The organism is Streptomyces sp. DF42 (assembly GCF_058267695.1).
This window is the reverse complement of sequence record NZ_CM177859.1, coordinates 8,347,094-8,365,550: the sequence shown is the minus strand read 5'-3', so window position 1 is coordinate 8,365,550 and position 18,457 is coordinate 8,347,094. Positions and strand designations below refer to the sequence as shown.

14 protein-coding genes and 2 pseudogenes are annotated in these 18,457 nt (G+C 71.2%); 7 read left to right on the top strand and 9 right to left on the bottom strand.

Annotated elements, in window-relative coordinates; translation table 11 throughout:
• Nucleotides 1-127 precede the first annotated feature (127 nt).
• The 5 genes from ACYUED_RS38470 to ACYUED_RS38450 form a co-directional block, all read right to left on the bottom strand.
• Nucleotides 128-1,693 carry a PucR family transcriptional regulator gene (locus ACYUED_RS38470; RefSeq protein ID WP_491289041.1) on the bottom strand — a complete coding sequence of 522 codons (1,566 nt, stop codon included), beginning with the start codon at nt 1,691-1,693 and terminating at the stop codon, nt 128-130.
• A gap of 26 nt (nt 1,694-1,719) precedes the next feature.
• Nucleotides 1,720-3,003, bottom strand: coding sequence for an aspartate aminotransferase family protein (locus ACYUED_RS38465; protein WP_491289040.1), 1,284 nt, complete (start codon nt 3,001-3,003; stop codon nt 1,720-1,722).
• Nucleotides 3,000-3,842, bottom strand: a complete 843-nt coding sequence (locus ACYUED_RS38460; RefSeq protein ID WP_491289039.1) for a nitrilase-related carbon-nitrogen hydrolase — start codon at nt 3,840-3,842, stop codon at nt 3,000-3,002. Before ACYUED_RS38460 ends, ACYUED_RS38465 begins: the two co-directional genes overlap by 4 nt.
• 192 nt (nt 3,843-4,034) lie before the next feature.
• Nucleotides 4,035-5,654: a hypothetical protein gene (locus ACYUED_RS38455; protein ID WP_491289038.1), complete on the bottom strand. Its 1,620-nt coding sequence runs from the start codon at nt 5,652-5,654 to the stop codon at nt 4,035-4,037.
• A gap of 125 nt (nt 5,655-5,779) precedes the next feature.
• Entirely contained in the window at nt 5,780-6,031 is a 252-nt protein-coding gene (locus tag ACYUED_RS38450) for a helix-turn-helix domain-containing protein (RefSeq protein WP_491289037.1), read from the bottom strand.
• Between the two features lie 32 nt (nt 6,032-6,063).
• Here ACYUED_RS38450 and map point away from each other — a divergent pair, with 32 nt between their 5' ends.
• The 4 genes and pseudogenes from map to ACYUED_RS38430 all read left to right on the top strand — a co-directional run bounded on the left by map (nt 6,064) and on the right by ACYUED_RS38430 (nt 9,958).
• The gene (gene map / locus ACYUED_RS38445; protein WP_491289036.1) at nt 6,064-6,831 is read left to right on the top strand and encodes a type I methionyl aminopeptidase; all 768 of its coding nucleotides are present in this window, start codon (nt 6,064-6,066) and stop codon (nt 6,829-6,831) included.
• Between the two features lie 118 nt (nt 6,832-6,949).
• Nucleotides 6,950-7,030 (top strand): annotated as a pseudogene (locus ACYUED_RS38440) (type I methionyl aminopeptidase); the annotation flags it as partial.
• A 94-nt stretch (nt 7,031-7,124) separates the two neighbouring features.
• Nucleotides 7,125-7,205, top strand: a pseudogene (locus ACYUED_RS38435) (type I methionyl aminopeptidase); the annotation flags it as partial.
• Between the two features lie 218 nt (nt 7,206-7,423).
• Nucleotides 7,424-9,958 (top strand): ATP-dependent Clp protease ATP-binding subunit, encoded by a 2,535-nt coding sequence (locus tag ACYUED_RS38430; protein WP_491289035.1) that lies wholly within the window; start codon nt 7,424-7,426, stop codon nt 9,956-9,958.
• Here the strand turns inward: ACYUED_RS38430 and ggt are convergent, their stop codons facing one another.
• Nucleotides 9,959-11,770, bottom strand: coding sequence for a gamma-glutamyltransferase (ggt, locus tag ACYUED_RS38425; protein ID WP_491289034.1), 1,812 nt, complete (start codon nt 11,768-11,770; stop codon nt 9,959-9,961).
• Nucleotides 11,771-11,875: 105 nt separating this feature from the next.
• On the opposite strand from ggt, the gene ACYUED_RS38420 reads away from it, so the two are divergent.
• Together ACYUED_RS38420 and ACYUED_RS38415 are read left to right on the top strand one after the other, a co-directional pair.
• Nucleotides 11,876-12,637 (top strand): hypothetical protein, encoded by a 762-nt coding sequence (locus ACYUED_RS38420; RefSeq protein ID WP_491289033.1) that lies wholly within the window; start codon nt 11,876-11,878, stop codon nt 12,635-12,637.
• 116 nt (nt 12,638-12,753) lie between these two features.
• Entirely contained in the window at nt 12,754-14,319 is a 1,566-nt protein-coding gene (locus tag ACYUED_RS38415; RefSeq protein WP_491289032.1) for an alpha/beta fold hydrolase, read from the top strand.
• 36 nt (nt 14,320-14,355) lie between these two features.
• On the opposite strand, the gene ACYUED_RS38410 is transcribed toward ACYUED_RS38415, so the two are convergent.
• Complete coding sequence (locus ACYUED_RS38410) at nt 14,356-15,099, bottom strand: amino acid ABC transporter ATP-binding protein (RefSeq protein ID WP_491289031.1); 744 nt, start codon at nt 15,097-15,099, stop codon at nt 14,356-14,358.
• A 124-nt stretch (nt 15,100-15,223) separates the two neighbouring features.
• Complete coding sequence (locus ACYUED_RS38405) at nt 15,224-15,631, bottom strand: DUF6278 family protein (protein ID WP_491289030.1); 408 nt, start codon at nt 15,629-15,631, stop codon at nt 15,224-15,226.
• A gap of 165 nt (nt 15,632-15,796) precedes the next feature.
• Between ACYUED_RS38405 and ACYUED_RS38400 the strand changes: the two genes are divergently transcribed.
• Nucleotides 15,797-17,557 (top strand): SGNH/GDSL hydrolase family protein, encoded by a 1,761-nt coding sequence (locus tag ACYUED_RS38400; RefSeq protein WP_491289029.1) that lies wholly within the window; start codon nt 15,797-15,799, stop codon nt 17,555-17,557.
• 73 nt (nt 17,558-17,630) lie between these two features.
• Here ACYUED_RS38400 and ACYUED_RS38395 read toward each other — a convergent pair whose 3' ends face one another.
• Nucleotides 17,631-18,410 carry an exodeoxyribonuclease III gene (locus ACYUED_RS38395; protein WP_491289028.1) on the bottom strand — a complete coding sequence of 260 codons (780 nt, stop codon included), beginning with the start codon at nt 18,408-18,410 and terminating at the stop codon, nt 17,631-17,633.
• Nucleotides 18,411-18,457: the final 47 nt, after the last annotated feature.

Below are 18,457 nucleotides of genomic sequence, written 5' to 3'. Positions count from 1 at the left end.
AAGACTAGGAAGTCCGAAAACCGGCTTTGAGTTGCACGGTGTCACGCATACGGGCATCCGGCGTGCCACGGTGTCACCCTGTCCCAGACCCATGTTTCACCACCGTTTTCCCAGGTCGTGGCATGTTTCAGCCCTGTTGCGCATCGTGCGCGAGGAGTGCGATGTGCACCGAGGCGGCTTGTTCGAAGTCGTCGAGGTCGACCCCGAGCCGGCCCTGTATGGCCTCCAGGCGGCGATACAGCGCGGGCCGCGAGACATGGTGGAGCTGGGCGGTGCGGGACTTGTTGCGGCCGGTGGCGAGGTAGGTGCGCAGCACCGACAGCAGGTCCTCGTCGGCCGCGCACAGCAGCCCGTCCAGCTCCCGCTCGGCGAACGACTGCACCTGCGGATCGTCCCGCAACAGCCGGATCAGGCCGCGCAGATGTACGTCCTTGAGGCGTACGACGGCCGGGAGGTCGAGGGCCGCCGAGGAGTCCGCGACCGCGTCGGCGACGTGCTGGGCCTCGCGGAGCCCGGCCGGCACGTCGTCCCAGGCGATGCGTGGGTCGGCGGCGGCCACGACGGCCTTCGGCGACCCGGACTCGGTACGGAGCCTGGCCGCGAAGTGCGCGGTGAGCGAGGCGGCGTCCTGGTCGCGGGCGAGGCTCAGCAGCACGGCGGTGGCGCCGTCTGCCAGCTCGGCGACGAGACCGGGCAGACCCACCAGTCGCAGCACGCGGTCCAGTTGGGCCGGTTCGCCGGCCCGCACGACCAGGGGCACGAACGTCCGCCGGTTGACGGGCAGCCCGGCGGCCCGCGCGCGGGGCAGCAGCTGCCGTGCCGGTACGACCCCGCTGGCCAGGTCGGTGAGCAGGCTCTGGGCGGACTGCTCCTCCCAGGTGTGGGCCGAGTTGCCGCCGAGCATCCGGTGCAGGACGAGGGCCTCGGCGGCCCGGTCGGCGAGCAGGCGCCCGGTGGCCGTGTCGCCCCGGTAGCCGCACAGCATGATCTGGCCCCACCGCTCGCCACGCCCGCCGAGCTCGGCGCGGATCCAGCCGTCGCCCTCGTTGCCCCCGGCCTGCCGGGCGATGCGCTCCCAGTCGCGCAGTACGTCGTCCACCGCGGGCCGCTCCCCCGCCGTGGCGAGGACGCGGTGCGCGAGGTTGGTCACGACGACCGGGCAGGCACTGTGCTGGGCGATTTCGTCGAGGAGGCTCTGCAGCGGGGCACCCACGGTGATGAGCCCGGTCAGGGCGGTGCGCACGGACTCGGAGAGGCTGACGGCGGCGAACTTCCGCCGTACCAGCCGGGCTTGCACCTCTTCGGTCAACTCCGCGAAGGGGAAGGGCCGGTGGAGGACCACCATGGGCAACCCGCACCGCTCGGCGGCCCGGCGCATCGCGTCCGGCGGGGAGGGAAAGGCCCGCCCGAGGCCGAGCACGACGGCCGCTGCCTCCGCACGGTGCAGCGACCGGATGTACTCGGCCTGCTTCTCCTCGTCGCCGGCGAGCAGCACGCCGGTGGTGAGCACCATCTCGCCGCCGGTGAGCATCACTCCCACGTCGGGTGCCTCGGCCACATGCACCCAGCGCACCGGCCGGTCGAGCTGGCCCGCTCCGGCCACCACCTCGGGCTCCCCGGCGAGGACCCGTTCCAGGCCCAGCACCTGGCGCACCGACAGGGCGGGTTCGAGGGTCCCGAAGGTGGTGGTCATGGCGGACTTCCCTTGCTGGGCGGCTGCTACGTGAGGCTTCTCAGAGCGCGTTCGAGGATCGCGGCGCCCTCCTCGGCCTCGGCGACGGTGAGGGACAGCGGTGGGGCGACGCGCAGCGCGCTGGTGTTGTGGCCGCCGCCCTTGCCGATGAGCAGACCGTCCGCGCGAGTGGCCTCCAGCACGGCGCTCGCCGCCTCCGGATCGGCTTCGTCCGTCCCCGGCTTGACCAGCTCGACGCCGAGCATCAGGCCACGCCCGCGCACCTCCCGCACGTGCGGCACCTGCGCGGCGACCGCCCGCAGCCGCTCGATGAGCAGTCCGCCGACGCGTCGGGCGTTGCCCTGGAGGTCGTGTTCCAGCAGGTAGTTGAGGTTGGCGAGGCCCGCGGCCATGGTGATCTGGGTGCCGCCGAAGGTCGAGATGCTGTTGGAGTCGAGGCAGTTCATGATCTCGGCGCGGGCGACGACACCGCCGATGGAGCTGCCGTTGCCGATGCCCTTGGCGAAGGTGAGCAGGTCGGGAGGGCCGGCCGCGCCGTGTGCCTGCCAGCCCCAGAAGTTGTCGCCGGTGCGGCCCCAGCCGGTCTGCACCTCGTCGGCGATCCAGAGGATGCCGCGCTCGGCGAGTACCTCGCGGAAGGCGGCGTACAGCCCGTCGGGCGGGGAGGTGAAGCCGCCTACGCCCTGGATCGGCTCGGCGATCAGGGCGGCGGGTGGGCGGGTGTGGCCGAGGAGGTCCCTGAGGTCGTCGACGCAGGCGGCGATGAAGTCGTCGTCACTGAACGAGGCGTACGGGCCGCGGGTGCGGACGCCCCCGTGGACGTACAGGGTCTGCAGGGGCGACAGGGAGGTGGGCGACCAGCCGCGGTTGCCGGTGATGCCGACGGCGCTGAAGGAGCGGCCGTGGTAGCTGTTGCGCATCGCCAGGACCGTGTTGCTCTGCCGGTAGGTGGTGGCGAGGAGCAGGGCGGTGTCGTTGGCCTCGGTGCCGGAGGTGGTGAAGAAGACGCGGGCGTCCGGGATGCCGCTCAACTGGGCGATGCGCTCGGCGAGTTCGACCATCGGCCGGTTGAGGTAGAGCGTGGACGAGTGGAGGATCCGCCCGGCCTGCTCGCTCACCGCCTTGGTGACCTCGGGCAGCGCGTGCGCGGTCATCGTCGTCAGGATGCCGCCGAAGAAGTCGAGGTACTTGTTGCCGTCCGCGTCCCAGACATGCCGGCCCTCGCCGTGGGTGATCTCCAGCGGGTCCTCGTAGTAGAGGGCGAGCCAGTCGGGCAGTACCGACTTGTGGCGGGCGTAGAGGTCGGTCACGGCTGCACCAGCCCCTCGTAGGCGTCGGGTCGTCGGTCCCGGTAGAACGCCCACTGCTGCCGCACTTCCTCGATCACGTCGAAGTCGAGGTCGCGGACCACGAGTTCCTCTTTGCTGTCGCTGGCGGTCTCGCCGACGAACCGGCCGCGCGGGTCGACGAAGTACGACGTCCCGTAGAAGTCGTTGTCGCCGTACTCCTCCTGGCCGACGCGGTTGATCGCGGCGATGAAGTACTCGTTGGCGACGGCCGCGGCGGGCTGCTCCAGCCGCCAGAGGTAGGAGGAGAGTCCGCGGTGGGTGGCCGACGGGTTGTAGACCAACTGGGCGCCGTTGAGGCCGAGTTGCCGCCAGCCCTCCGGGAAGTGGCGGTCATAGCAGATGTAGACGCCGACCTTGCCGACCGCGGTGTCGAAGACGGGCCAGCCCGCGTTGCCGGGCTTGAAGTAGTACTTCTCCCAGAAGCCCTTGACCTGCGGGATGTGGTGTTTGCGGTACTTGCCGAGATAGGTGCCGTCGGCGTCGATCACGGCCGCGGTGTTGTAGTAGAAGCCGGACTGCTCGACCTCGAACACCGGCACGACGATCACCATGCCGGTTTCCCGCGCGAGCTCCTGCATACGACTCACGGTCGGGCCCTCGGGCACCGGCTCGGCCCAGCGGTAGTGCTCCGGTTCCTGGACCTGACAGAAGTAGGGCGCGTTGAAGACTTCCTGGAATCCGATGACCTTCGCACCCTGGCGGGCCGCCTCGCGGGCGTGCTCCTCGTGTTTCGCCACCATGGACTCGGTGTCGCCGGTCCAGGTGGCCTGGACCAGAGCGGCGCGTACGACGTTGGCCATGAGCTGCTCCTTCGGCGGGACGTCAGAGCCTCTACGCCCGTAGATGAGGCCGTAGAGGGATGAACGTAAGCCTCCGGGAGAGCCTTGCCAAGACCATCGCCGTTAACCCGCGGAGTCGATCACGTTTCGCACTCCTGTGGGTGAGCGGAGCGGCCGGTGGGAGGGGGTCTAGGGGCGAGTGGGGGAGTTTTGTCAGGCTGTGAAACCGGCGACCCGGAGGGCGTGCACCAGATCCCAGTGTCGCTCGTCCGAAACGCCCTGCGCAGCCTCCAGCAGGAGCGGTACGAGCGCCTGCGGGTCCGGTTCGGCGCTGCGGGCCGCCTCCTCGGGGGTGCGGACGCGGACGTACGCGTCGAGCAGGGCCCGCACCTCCCGGCGACGGCCCTCCGCGTCCAGCGCCAGGACGGCCTGCCCTATCTCGGTGGCGGGCCGGGCGACCCCCTGGCGCAGGATCTGTTCCGCGTCGGACCCGCGCCCGGCGGCGGCCAGTGCGTCCGCCGCCGCGACCAGCCGTGGCGCGGGCAGCGAGGCGGCCTCCCACAACAGGCTCGCCCAGTCGGCGCCGAGCCCGGCGCGCTGCAGCTCCGCGGCGAGCGACGGGAATCGGTCGGCGGGCCAGTGGGCGGCTTCGACGAGCAGCGCATGCGCCTCACCACTGCGGCCCTCGGCACGCAGCCGTACGAGCCCCTCGACGGCCCCGGCGACCTCACGCACCCCTGCCGCGTCCAGCGGCTCGCCCTTCGGCTCCTGCGGCCGCTGAACCTCCTCGGCACCTCCGGCGAACCGGGCGCCGCGCGGGGTGCGGCCACCGGCGGCGGCCGGCGCGGGCACGGGCGGCGCGGCGGTCGTCGGTACGACGACGGGCGCGGCCTCCTCCTCGACCATCCCGGCGAAGCGGGCACTGCCCCTACGGCGCTTGCGCTGTTTGGAGGCGGGGGGTTCGGCGGCGGCGGGTTCCGGGGTGGAGGCCTGCCGCTCGGCGGCGGTCCATGCCGGGGCGGTCTGTTCCCGTCCGGGTGCGCTCGGGCCCGCGGCATCGAATCCGGCTCGGCTCGGCGCGGCGCCCGGGGCCCCGGAAAAGCCGTCGTCTTCGTAGCCGTGGGCGTCGGCCGACTGCTGTGCGCCCGGCACCCGGGTGTCGTACGCACCCTGCTGCGCACCGGTGCCCGCAGGGTCGTACTGCCCCTGCCCCTGCCCCTGCCCCTGCGGGAATCCGGCGTCTCCCCTGTCGGTCCTGTCGATGCGGAACAGGGCCCCGTCCCCGACGCGGCCCCGGCGGACCGCCGCCGCCCGGGCGCCTGTCTCGCGGCTGTCCAACTCGGCCATGCGTGAACGCAGTTCGGAGCACCGGGCTGTCGCACGGTCATGGTCGTCGCGGGCCCAGGCCAGGTCGAGGCGGCAGGCGTCGGCCTCCTGCCGGGTGGCGGCGAAGGTGAGCAGCCGGCCCAGTTCCGCCTGGCGTTCGGCGGCGTACCGCTGTTCGCGGAGCATGACGTCGAGCCGGTCCCCGAGCGCGTCCCGGCCGCCGGGCCGGGCGTCGTACGCGGCGAGCGCGGCGGCGTGCATCCCGCGGACCTGCTCCTTCTCCTGGTTCGCGGCGGCCGGACCGGCCACGGCGGCGAGGTCCTGAAGGACCGCCTCCACCACGTCCCAGGGCGGCACTTCACGCCCCTCCAGACAGGCCCGCATGCCGTCGGGGTCGCGCTGCCAGAACACCGCGCACCAGCCGCCGCCCTGGTCCAGGCGCGCCAGCAGTCCGTTCAGGTAGTTCGCGAACTCCCGTACCCTGCCCGGGAGTTGATCCACAGCCATCGCCCAACTCCCGCCAGACCGGAGCACTCCGTTCCGTAGGCAACACCAGCGGTGTTACGGGCGTGCTACGAAGAGTTTTCGAAGAGCATGCAGACTGCTCATTGCGCGATCTTCACCGATGGGCGTCACACGGGCGCCGCGGCGCAGAGTTCGACCAGTGCGTCCATCGACAGGCCGAGCGCTCGGGCGAGCGCGGCGACGGTGAAGAAGGCCGGGGTCGGGGCACGCCCCGTCTCGATCTTGCGGAGCGTCTCCGCGGAGATGCCCGCCTGAGCCGCGACGTCCGCCATGCTCCGTCCGCCGCGGGCCTCGCGAAGGAGCCGGCCGAGCCGCTCGCCGCGTTCGCGTTCTTCCGGGGTGAGAGGGGTGCGCACCATGCCGTCATTCTAATACCGGTATAGTAATTGGCATGATGGAACTGAAGACAGACACATCGATCGACGCCATGTACGAGGCCGGACAGGTGGTCGGACAGGCCCTGACGGCCGTACGGCAGGCGGCCGACGTGGGCGTTTCGCTGCTGGAGCTGGACGAGGTGGCGCACGGCGTGCTGCGCGCGGCGGGGGCGTCCTCCCCCTTCCTCGGTTACCGTCCCTCCTTCGCCCCGGTCCCCTTCCCGGCCGTCGTCTGCATCTCGGTGAACGACGCGATCGTGCACGGCATCCCGACGAGCTACCGGCTGCGCGACGGCGACCTGGTCTCCGCCGACTTCGGCGCCGAACTGGGCGGCTGGGCCGGCGACTCGGCGATCAGCTTCATCGTGGGCGAGCCGCGCCCGGCCGACGTACGGCTCATCGAGACGGCCGAGCACGCGCTGGCGGCCGGCATCGAGGCGGCGGTCGTCGGCAACCGCATCGGGGACATCGCGCACGCGATCGGCACGGTCTGCCGCGCGGCGGGGTACGGCATCATGGACGATTTCGGGGGCCATGGCATCGGGCGCCGTATGCACGAGGACCCGCCGGTCCCGAACGAGGGCCGCCCGGGACGCGGCCTCGCGCTGCGACGGGGCATGGTGCTGGCCATCGAGCCGATGCTGCTGGCCGGCGGCAGGGACGACTACCACGCGGCGGCGGACGGCTGGACCCTGCGCACGAACGACGGCTCGCGCGCGGCCCACGTGGAACACACGGTGGCGATCACGGCGACAGGACCTCGCATCCTGACAGCCCGCTGATCCGGGACCGAACCCGCAGCCGGGCAGGGCCACCACCGATGTCCGCCCGTGCACGCAGGGCGCTCGACGAACCCCCCGCTGCCGGGCGGTCGCCGAAGATGCTCCCCACCCCCATCCGAACGACGGCTCGCGCGCGGCCCACGTGGAACACACGGTGGCGATCACGGCGATGGGACCTCGCATCCTGACAGCCCGCTGATCCGGGACCGAGCCCGCTGCCGGACGGCCGCCCGAGGTGCTCGACGAACCCCCGCTGCCGGACGCTCGCCGAAGATGCTCCCCACCCCCATCCGAACGACGGCTCGCGCGCGGCCCACGTGGAACACACGGTGGCGATCACGGCGATGGGACCTCGCATCCTGACAGCCCGCTGATCCGGGACCGAGCCCGCTGCCGGACGGCCGCCCGAGGTGCTCGACGAACCCCCGCTGCCGGACGCTCGCCGAAGGTGCTCCCCTCCCCCATCCGTGCGAAGGTGTTCTACGAACGCGCGCCCCCGGGTGTAACCGGCTCCCGCCCGGGTTACCCGATCCCGGCACGTCGATCAGCGAGGGCGTCCCCGGCCCGCGCAGGGACGCCGGATGGGAACGCCATGACCAGCGGCTTCAGCGGACCAGAAGGCTATGACCCCTTCGGAGAATTCCTCGCCCGCTTCTTCGGCGGCCCACGTCAGGGCCCCCGGCAGATCGACATCGGGAGGCTGCTGAGCCAGCCCGCCCGGGAACTGGTCCGCGGCGCCGCCCAGTATGCGGCCGAGCACGGCAGCCGGGATCTCGACACCCAGCATCTGCTGCGTGCCGCGCTCTCCAGCGAGCCGACCCGGAGTCTGCTCAGCCGGGCCGGCGCGGACCCCGACTCGCTGGCGTCGGAGATCGACGAGCGCTCCGGCCCGGCCCAGCACACGCCGGAGGAGGCGCCTGCGCCCACCTCTCTCTCCCTCACCCCCGCGGTCAAGCGTGCCCTGCTCGACGCCCATGACCTGGCGCGGGCGAGCGGGGCCGGCTACATCGGCCCCGAGCACGTCCTCAGCGCCCTGGCCGCGAACCCCGACTCGGCTGCCGGACACATCCTCAACTCGGCCCGTTTCGCGCCCACCGGGCCGCCCGAGGCGGCGGACACCGTCCAGAGCCGTGCCGAGCACTCCCGTGCCACGGGCACGCCCACCCTGGACAAGTACGGCCGCGACCTCACCGAGCTGGCCCGACAGGGCCGTATCGACCCGGTGATCGGGCGGGACGAGGAGATCGAGCAGACCATCGAGGTGCTGTCGCGACGCGGCAAGAACAACCCGGTGCTCATCGGTGACGCGGGCGTCGGCAAGACGGCCATCGTGGAGGGGCTCGCGCAGCGCATCGCCGACGGCGATGTGCCCGACGTGCTGATCGGGCGGCGGGTCGTCGCCCTCGACCTCACGGGGGTCGTCGCCGGCACCCGCTACCGGGGTGACTTCGAGGAACGTCTGAACAACATCGTCGGCGAAATCCGGGCCCACTCCGACCAGTTGATCGTCTTCATCGACGAGGTGCACACCGTCGTCGGCGCCGGAGGCGGCGGCGAGGGCGGGGCGATGGACGCCGGGAACATCCTGAAGCCGGCCCTCGCCCGCGGCGAGCTGCACATCGTCGGCGCCACCACGCTGGAGGAGTTCCGCCGGATCGAGAAGGACGCGGCGCTGGCCCGCCGCTTCCAGCCGATCCTGGTGCCCGAACCGTCCGTGCCGGACACCGTCGAGATCCTGCGCGGGCTGCGCGACCGCTACGAGGCCCACCATCAGGTCCGCTACGCCGACGAGGCCCTGGTGGCCGCCGTCGAGCTGTCCGACCGCTACCTCACCGACCGCCGGCTGCCCGACAAGGCCATCGACCTGGTCGACCAGGCCGGCGCCCGGGTACGGCTGCGGGCACGCACGAAGGGCACGGACGTACGGGCCCTGGAGCGCGAGATCGAGCAGCTGACCTGCGACAAGGACCAGGCGGTCGCCGACGAGAAGTACGAGACGGCGACTCAACTGCGCGATCGCATCGCCGAGTTGAAGGTGCGGATCGCGGACACCTCGGGTGGTGACGAGGCCGACGAGGGGCAGTTGGAGGTGACCGCCGAGGCGATCGCCGAGGTGGTGTCCCGGCAGACGGGCATCCCGGTCAGCAGCCTCACCCAGGAGGAGAAGGAGAAGCTGCTCGGCCTGGCGGAGCACCTGCACGAGAGGGTCGTGGGACAGGAGGAGGCCGTCGGCGTGGTAGCCGAGGCGGTCATGCGCTCCCGCGCCGGGCTCGCGAGCCCCGACCGGCCGATCGGCAGCTTCCTCTTCCTCGGTCCGACCGGCGTCGGCAAGACCGAGCTGGCCCGCGCACTCGCCGAGGCCCTGTTCGGCAGCGAGGAGCGCATGGTCCGCCTGGACATGAGCGAGTACCAGGAACGGCACACCGTCAGCCGGCTGGTCGGCGCCCCTCCCGGCTACGTCGGCCACGAGGAGGCCGGCCAGCTCACCGAGGTCGTGCGACGCCACCCGTACTCACTCCTCCTGCTCGACGAGGTCGAGAAGGCGCACCCGGACGTCTTCAACATCCTCCTCCAGGTGCTCGACGACGGGCGGCTCACCGACTCCCAGGGCCGCACGGTCGACTTCACCAACACGGTCATCGTGATGACCAGCAACCTCGGCTCCGAGGCGATCACCCGGCGCGGCGCCGGCATCGGCTTCGGAGCGGGCGGTGCCGAGGCCGACGAGGAGGCGCGGCGCGAGCAGATCCTCCGCCCCCTGCGCGAGCACTTCCGGCCCGAGTTCCTCAACCGCATCGACGAGATCGTCGTCTTCCGTCAGCTCACGGGCGACCAACTGCGCCAGATCACCCGCCTGTTGCTGGAGGGGACCCGCCGTCTGCTGCAGGCGCGGGGCGTCATGGTGGAGTTCACGGACCCGGCTGTCGACTGGCTCGCCGAGCGCGGCTACCAGCCCGAGTACGGTGCCCGCCCGCTGCGCCGCACCATCCAGCGCGAGGTCGACAACCGGCTGTCGCGGCTGCTGCTCGACGGCCGGGTCGGCGAGGGCGGCCGGGTGACGGTGGACGTCGAGGACGGCCGGCTGGCCTTCCGCACGGAGGACCTGCCGACCGCCCCCGAACTCTGATCACGGAGCCGGATGCACCACCATCGCCGAGCCGCCGCCCCGTCGTACCTTCTCGGCGGCGGCCAGCCACTTCCCGTCCGGCAGCCGCTGGACGCCCGTGGCCGCGCCGATCTCGGGGTTGAGGCCAAAGGAGTGCCCGATGGCCTCCAGCTGGGCCCTCAGGCCGCTCGCGCCGGTGTCGTTGTAGAGCGCGGGTTCGAGTTCCGTCCTGGCCGCGTTGCGCTGGCTGGCGCGCGGCGCGGCGATCGCTTCGACGAGCGGCAGGTGACGGTCGAGGAACTCGGTGAGCGTCTGCAGCACGGTGGTGATGATGGTCGCGCCACCGGGCGAACCGAGCGCCACCACAGGCTTGTTGTGCTGGTCGAGCACGATCGTCGGTGAGATCGACGACCGTGGCCGCTTGCCCGGCCCGGGCAGGTTCGGGTCGTGCACGGCCGGGTTCGCCGGGGTGAAGGAGAAGTCGGTCAACTCGTTGTTGAGGAGGAACCCGCGGCCGGGCACGGTGATCGCGCTGCCGCCGGTCTGCTCGATGGTGAGCGTGTAGGAGACGACGTTCCCCCACTTGTCGGCGACCGTGAGATGCGTCGTGTTCTCACCCTCGTACGTCGTAGGTGCCGCCGTGCCGGCCGAGCCGCAGGCCGCGGGATGCCGGGGGTCACCCGGCGCCATCGGGCTGGTGAGGACCGCGTCGTCCTTGATGAGGCACGCCCGCGAGTCGGCGTACTTCTGCGACAGCAGTTCCTTCGTCGGCACGTCCTCGAAGGCCGGGTCGCCGACCCAGCGCCCGCGGTCCGCGAACGCGATGCGGCTGGCCTCCAGGTAGTGGTGCAGGTACTGGACCTCACTCGCCTTAGAAAGGTCCGTCCGCTCCAGGATGTTGAGCGCCTCGCCGACGGTCGTGCCGCCGGATGAGGAGGGCGCGATGGAGTAGACGCCGAGCCCGCGGTACGAGGTCCTGGTGGGCGCCTGGAGCCGCGCGCGGTAGACCGCGAGGTCCTTGCCGGACAGCTTTCCCGGGCGGGCGTTCCAGCCCGCACCCGGGTCCACAGGCGGGTTGTTCACGGTGTGGACGATGTCCTTGCCCAGATCCCCGTGGTAGACCGCGCCGACACCCTTCTTCGCCAACTCCTCGTAGGTGCGAGCGAGATCGGGGTTCTTGAAGGTGGAGCCGACCGCCGGCGGCTGCCCGCCGGGCAGGAACAGCTTGGCCGTGTCGGGGAAGTAGCGGAACCGCGTCTCGTTCGAGGCCGTCTGCGAGCGGAAGGTGTCGTCGACGGTGAAGCCGTCGCGGGCGATTCGCTCGGCGGGCTTGAGGACCGTACCGAGTCCTCTGCTCCCCCATGTGTCGAGCGCGGTCTGCCAGGTGGCGGGCGTGCCCGGCGTGCCGACGCTCAGACCGCTGCTGACGGCGTCGGCGAAGGCGAGCGGCTTGCCGTTCTCGACGAAGAGGTCGGAGTCGGCGCTCAGGGGCGCGGTCTCCCGGCCGTCGATGGTGTGCACCGTACGGGACTTGGCGTCGTAGTAGACGAAGTAGCCGCCTCCGCCGACGCCGGACGAGTAGGGCTCGGTGACGCCGAGAGCCGCGGCGGTGGCGACGGCCGCGTCGACCGCGTTGCCGCCCTTCTTCAGGACCTCGATGCCGGCGGCGGAGGCGTCCGCGTCGACGCTCGAGACCGCGCCGCCGTAGCCGACGGCGACGGGAGTCTTGCCGACGGGTCTGGCCGCGGCACCGGGCGGCGCTGCCGCGCCCACCGAGACGACGGCGACCGAGACGGCCAGAACCGACAGTTTCCGTGCGGCGGAACGACGCATGCGCACCTCCAGTGAGGGACCGTCCGCGCAGCTTAATCCAACGACATGTTCTCGTCAGGAACGACTCGAACGGGGGTTTCCCTCGGCCCGCTAGCATGCGCGCCCATGAATGACGACGTGCGCAACATCGTCCTGGGGCTGGTCGCGGCCGGCATCAGTGCCGGGCTTGGCTGGGTGGCCCGCACTTATCTGTGGCGGCGCAAACTACGGCGCAAGCAGGCCTTCTTCGGACTGCCGGACAACTCCGAGTCGCTGCTGGTGGTGAACCGGGGCGCCGGCGGACCCGAGCTCACGGTGATGCGGTACGACGTGTTCGCGCTGCTCGAACTCGCCGCCCTGATCAAGGACTGCAACGCTCACGCGCAGATACTCCCGCACGACGCGGCTCGTCAGGGCTTCGGCGAGCGCACCGAGTTCTGCGTGGGTGGCCCGGCGTCCAACCGGCGCATGACGGCGCATCTGGCCTCGCTGCTGCCGGGGGTGCGGGTGAACGTGGACGCCGAGCCGGGCCCCGACCGCGGCGCCCTCCAGATCGGCACCGAGCGCCACCGTGTGGAACAGGGCAGGGAGGAGTACGCGCTCCTCGCCCGGCTGACGGTCGATCAGAGTCCCAACGCCCGTCCGGTCTTCCTCTTCTGCGGCCAGACCGCGATCACCAACCAGGCCGCGACCCGCTACCTCGCCCGCAACCACGAGCGCCTGGCCCGCAAGCACGGCAACAGCTCCTTCGTCCTGCTGCTGAAGATCGTCAACTCGCAGGCGTACGGCCCGGATGTGGTCGAGCTGGTCGCGGACGTGACGCGGGCGGCGCAGACGGAGTTGCCTCCAACCACCACAGCCGCGCGCAACTCCCACCGGGCCTCCTGAATTCATTCACACCACAACAATCGTTACTGCCACGTAACTTACCGACGGGTTACTTCCGGTAAGCGGCCAAGGTTACCGTTCGGTCACTTTGCACTGACACGAGTGAGGAGTGACCTGTGGGACACCATCGCAAGACCCTGCGCACGACGGCCGTGGGTGCCGTTTCCGCGACCCTGGTCGCCGGCGGCATCCTCGGGCTCGCGCCCACGGCGCAGGCGGCGAGCGCCGTCCGCTTCGTCGACATCACCGGCGACGACGGCATCACCCTCAAGGCGAACGTCACCACGCCCGCGGGGGCCGACGGCACGCGCCGCTACCCGCTGCTCGTGCTCCCCACGAGCTGGGGCTTTCCCCAGGTCGAGTATCTGGCCCAGGCCCAGAAGCTCGCGAACTCCGGCTACATCGTGGTCGGTTACAACGTGAGGGGCTTCTGGCAGTCCGGCGGCGAGATAGAAGTGGCGGGGCCGCCCGACATAGCCGACGCCTCCAGGGTCATCGACTGGGCTCTCGCCCACACCCCGGCGGACTCGAAGCACATCGGCATGGCGGGCGTCTCGTACGGCGCCGGCATCAGCCTGATCGCCGCCGCGCACGACAAGCGCATCAAGGCGGTCGCGTCCCTCAGCGGCTGGGCCGACCTGATCGGCTCGATCTACTCCGGCCGCACCCAGCACGTCCAGGCGGCGGCAGTGCTGGACGCCGCGAGCCTGGTCACCGGCCGCCAGAGCCCCGAGGCCCGCCAGGTCTTCAACGACTTCTACGCCTCCAACCTGACCAAGGAGCAGGACCTCATCAACTGGGGGAAGAAACGTTCGGCCGCTTCATATGTGGACCAACTCAACAAGAACGGCGCCGCGGTCATGATGGCCAACGCCTGGGGCGACACGGTCTTCCCGCCCAACCAGTACGCGGACTTCTACGAGAAGCTGACCGGCCCGAAGCGGCTGGAGTTCCGCCCCGGCGATCACGCGACCGCCGAGCTGACCGGGCTCTTCGGTCTGCCCAACGACGTCTGGACGGACACCGAGCGCTGGTTCGACCACTACCTCAAGGGCGAGGACAACGGGATCGACCGTGAGGAGCCGGTCCAGCTCAAGCCCCGTTCCACGGGCGGCTACGAGGGCTACCCGGACTGGAAGTCGGTCGCCGCGACCGAGCGGAAGATCGCCCTCGCCGGCACGACCACGATCCACACGAACGTCGACTCGGGGGCGGACGGCGGCATCGTCTTCCTGTCCAGCATCCTCGACCAGGTGGCCCAGCTGCCCCCGGTCGCCTCGATCCCCCTGCTGCCGCGCCGCTGGGCCGCCGTATGGCAGTCGGAGAAGTACGCCACGGCCCAGCAGATCCGCGGTACGGCCGAGTTGCACACCACGGTCACGCCGACCAAGGAGAGCGGCACCCTCGTCGCCTACCTCTACGACGTGGGGCCGCTCGGCCTCGGCAAGCTGGTCAGCAACGCGCCGTACACCTTCCACGGGCGCACGCCCGGAAAGCCGTTCAGCCTCGGCCTGGAGCTGTTCTCCACGGCCTACGACGTCCCGGCAGGGCATCGGCTCACCCTGGTGGTCGACACGGTCGACCCGCTCTACATCGAGCACAACCCGTCCGGCGCTCAGCTGACCTTCTCCTCGCCGGCGAACGACCCTTCGTACGTGTCGATTCCGCTGCGCAAGGAGTGATCTCCGGCTGCCGCCGGGCGGGTTCGGCTCTGCGGCTCAGTGCTTGAGGATCTTGGACAGGAAGTCCTTGGCGCGGTCGCTGCGCGGGTCGGTGAAGAACTCGTCGGGGGCGCGGTCCTCGACGATCCGGCCGTCGGACATGAAGACGACGCGGTTCGCGGCGGAGCGGGCGAAGCCCATCTCGTGGGTGACGACGACCATCGTCATGCCGTCACGGGCCAGTTGCCGCATCACCTCGAGAACCTCGTTGATCATCTCTGGGTCGAGGGCGGAGGTGGGCTCGTCGAACAGGAGCGCCTTGGGCTCCATGGCGAGGGCGCGGGCGATGGCCACACGCTGCTGCTGGCCGCCGGAGAGCTGCGCCGGGAACTTGGGCGCCTGGTCGGCGAGTCCGACGCGGTCGAGAAGCCGGCGCGAGCGCCTGTCGGCCTCCTCCTTCTTGCGTCCACGGACCTTGATCTGCCCCAGCGAGACGTTCTGCAGGACGGTCTTGTGGGCGAACAGGTTGAACGACTGGAAGACCATGCCGACGTCGGCGCGGAGTCGCGCGAGGGCCCTGCCCTCCTCGGGCAGCGGCTGTCCGTCGAGCAGGATCGTGCCGGAACGGATGGTCTCCAGCCGGTTGATCGTCCTGCACAGTGTCGACTTTCCCGACCCGGACGGGCCGATGACCACGACCACCTCCCCCTTGCCGACGGCGAGGTCGACGTCCTGCAGGACATGCAACTCCCCGTAGTACTTGTTGACGTCACGCAGTTCGATCAACGGATCGACGGCCATACGCAGCCCTACTCACTCTCAGCTGTGTCGGTTGCCGAAAACTATCCGGACGACAGTGCACTTACGTCACGACACGCACTTTTCGGGCATAAGCCGTATTTACGTCGATCTTAGGTCCCGGCCCTCACACCTCCGCGACCTCGCCGTACAGCTGCGAGAGCTCGGGCGCCCCACTGGCGGCCCACTCGTGTCCCGAGGCCACCACGTCGAACTCACGGCCGGAGGCCAGTCGTACGACGGGCTGGCCGCTCGGCCAGATCTCCCAGGCGGCCCCGGGCACGGTACGCACGATGACGGTTCCCAGGTAGAGGCCCGCGTCGTTGCCGAGCCAGTGCAGCACCTCGGCATCGTCCCGCCAGCGCGGCAGCAACTGGTCGAGCGCCTCCAACGAGGCCGCGGAGTCGTCGAGTTGGACGCCCGCACGGGACGCCTGGGAACGGAGCAGCTCACACTCGGAAAGAAGTTCGGCGATGCCCTCCGGGTCGGGGATGCCGTGCTTCTCATGCCGGTGGCCCAGAAAAGGGATCTTCATACCCCCAGCGTGTCATTCGCGCCACCGTGCGCACCACAGGCGCGCGGGCGGTCACTTCCGGTCGATTTCGCGCCGAGCCCGCGCATGGCTCGTTGACGAGTCCCTGCCGTCTCTCTAGCTTCGCGATGCGTCTTTCGTCCCACCGGTGAGCGGGAGGAGTCGACCGTGCGTCGACAGGTCCGGGGATTCGCGGTTGTCGTCGTCTCGTTGGCGTTCCTGGTGCCGGCCACATCGGCACGGGCCGACGGCAGAGGGGAACCACCGCCGCTGGAGCGGCTCTTCGACAACACGGCGGTCAGCGACGACGCCCGTCCGGGCGCCGCGGACTTCGACGGATCCGGTGCCTCCCTCTCGGCTCAGGACCTGACGGCCGCGGGCTGGACCTCCGGCCGCGCGGTCACCGTGCAGGGGGCCCGGCTGACCCGGCCGCACCGGGAGCCCGGCGAACCGGACAACGTACGGGCCGACGGACAGACCGTGCGCGTCGGCGGGCGCGGTGACGCGCTCGCCTTCCTGGTGGCGGGCACCGGCGGCGCCGACGTGAGCGGCACCGGCTCGGTGTCGTACCTGAACGGCACCCGGTCCGCATACCGGCTGACCGCCCCCGACTGGCGCACCGGCTCGCTCGCCATGAAGGCGGTGGCGCTGCCGCACATCAACACCCCCACCGGCCGCCTCGCCGAGCAGGCCAAGCTGTACGTCGTGACGGTGCCGCTCACTCCCGGGCGCCAGGTCGCCTCGGTGCGGCTGCCGCGGGCCGCCGGTCTGCATGTGTTCGCGCTGGCCGTACGGGGGCCGGTCCGGGGCTGGAGCGGCAGTTGGGCCGCGTCGACCGCCGGTCATGCGACCGTGGGGCCCTGGAGCGACCGGACGTTGCGGCTGGTGGTGCACACGTCGGTGGGCGGGCCACGGGTGCGGCTGCGGTTCGGCAACACGTTCGCGGCGACGCCGGTGCGGATCGGGAGCGCGACGGTGGCCGTGCAGGCGGCGGGGGCGACGGCTCGGGACGTGCCGGTGCCGCTGTCGTTCGGGGGCGCGGCGGGTGTGGAGATCCCGGCGGGGGCCGAGGTGTTCAGCGATCCGCTCACCTTCGCGGTGCCCGCGGACACGAACCTGCTGGTGAGTTTCCATCTGCCGGACACGGTGGCGGCGGCGCCCATGCACCGGCTCGCGGTGCAGCGGTCGTATGTGAGCGAGCCGGGCGACCATGCGGCGGACGGCTCCTCGGCGGCGTACACCAGGACCCTGACGAGCTGGCCGCTGCTGACCGGTGTGGACGTGGGAGGCGGGCCGGGGTCGGTGGTGGTGCTCGGGGACTCGATCACCGACGGCACCATGTCGACGCAGGACGCGAACCGGCGGTGGCCCAACGCGCTGGCCACCCGTCTTCTCCGGCAGGACGCGGTCCCGCGCTACGGCGTGCTCAACCAGGGCATCTCGGGCAACCAGGTGGTCACCGACGCCTACCCCGGTGACGGGGTGTCCACGAACACCGCCGGTGTGAGCGCCCTGCACCGGCTCGACCGCGATGTCCTCGCCCAGACCTCGGCGCATACGGTGATCGTCCTCGAAGGCGTGAACGACGTGCGGTGGCAGAACACGGCGGAGCGTGTCATCGCGGGGCTGCGGGAGATCGCGGACCGCGGGCACGCGCGGGGCCTTCGGATGCTGGCCGCGACGATCCTGCCCTGCGAGGGCGAGGCACGGTGCACGGCTGCCGTCGACGCGGAGCGCTCCGCGGTGAACGCGTGGATCCGGAGCGGCGGGGTGTTCGACGGGCTACTCGACTTCGACAGCGTGGTGCGCGACCCCGCTCACCCGACGCGGATGCTGCCCAGGTACGACAGCGGAGACCATCTGCATCCCGGTGACGTGGGGCTTGCCGCGATGGCCGGGTCGGTGGACCTGCGGGCGCTGGTGCCGTGAGCCACTGCGGGCCGGGCCCCCGGACCCCCGCCGGCCTCCGCCTCGTCATCGAACGCCGGACGGGCTGAGTCCGCTACACCTCCAGATCCACCACTACGGGTGCGTGGTCCGAGGCGCCCTTGCCCTTGCGCTCCTCGCGGTCCACGTATGCGTCGGTGACCGCCTTGGCGAACGGTTCGTTGCCGTACACCAGGTCGATGCGCATGCCGCGGTTCTTGGGGAAGCCGAGCTGGCGGTAGTCCCAGTACGTGAAGGGGTGGTCGTACTTCAGGGGGCGCGGGACGACGTCCGAGAGGCCGGCCTCGCGCAGGGACGCCAGGGCGGCGCGCTCGGCCGGGGTGACGTGGGTGAGGCCCTCGAAGGCGGCCGTGTCGTAGACATCGTCGTCCGTCGGCGCCACGTTGTAGTCGCCCAGGATCGCGAACGGGCGGCCGCCGGCCGCGTCGCCCGCGACGGCCGCCTTGAGGGCCTCGAACCACTGGAGCTTGTAGGCGTAGTGGGGGTGGCCCACCTCGCGCCCGTTGGGCACGTACACCGACCAGACGCGGACCGGGCCGCAGGTCGCCGAGATGGCGCGGGGCTCCTCGCCGCCCTCGTATCCAGGATCACCGGGCAGGCCCTTCACCACGTCCTTCAGGCCGACGCGGGAGAGCACCGCCACGCCGTTCCACCTGCCTGTCGCGTTCACCGCCGCCTCGTAGCCCAGCTCGCGCAGCTGGTCGAACGGGAACTGCTCCTCGGCCAGCTTGGCCTCCTGGAGGCAGAGCACGTCCGTGCCGCTGCTCTCCAGCCAGGCCAGGAGCCTCGGCAGGCGGGCGGTGATCGAGTTCACGTTCCAGGTCGCGATGCGCATGTCCCACAACCTACCGGGCGGGTCTGACAACCCGGCCCCGCCCGGGT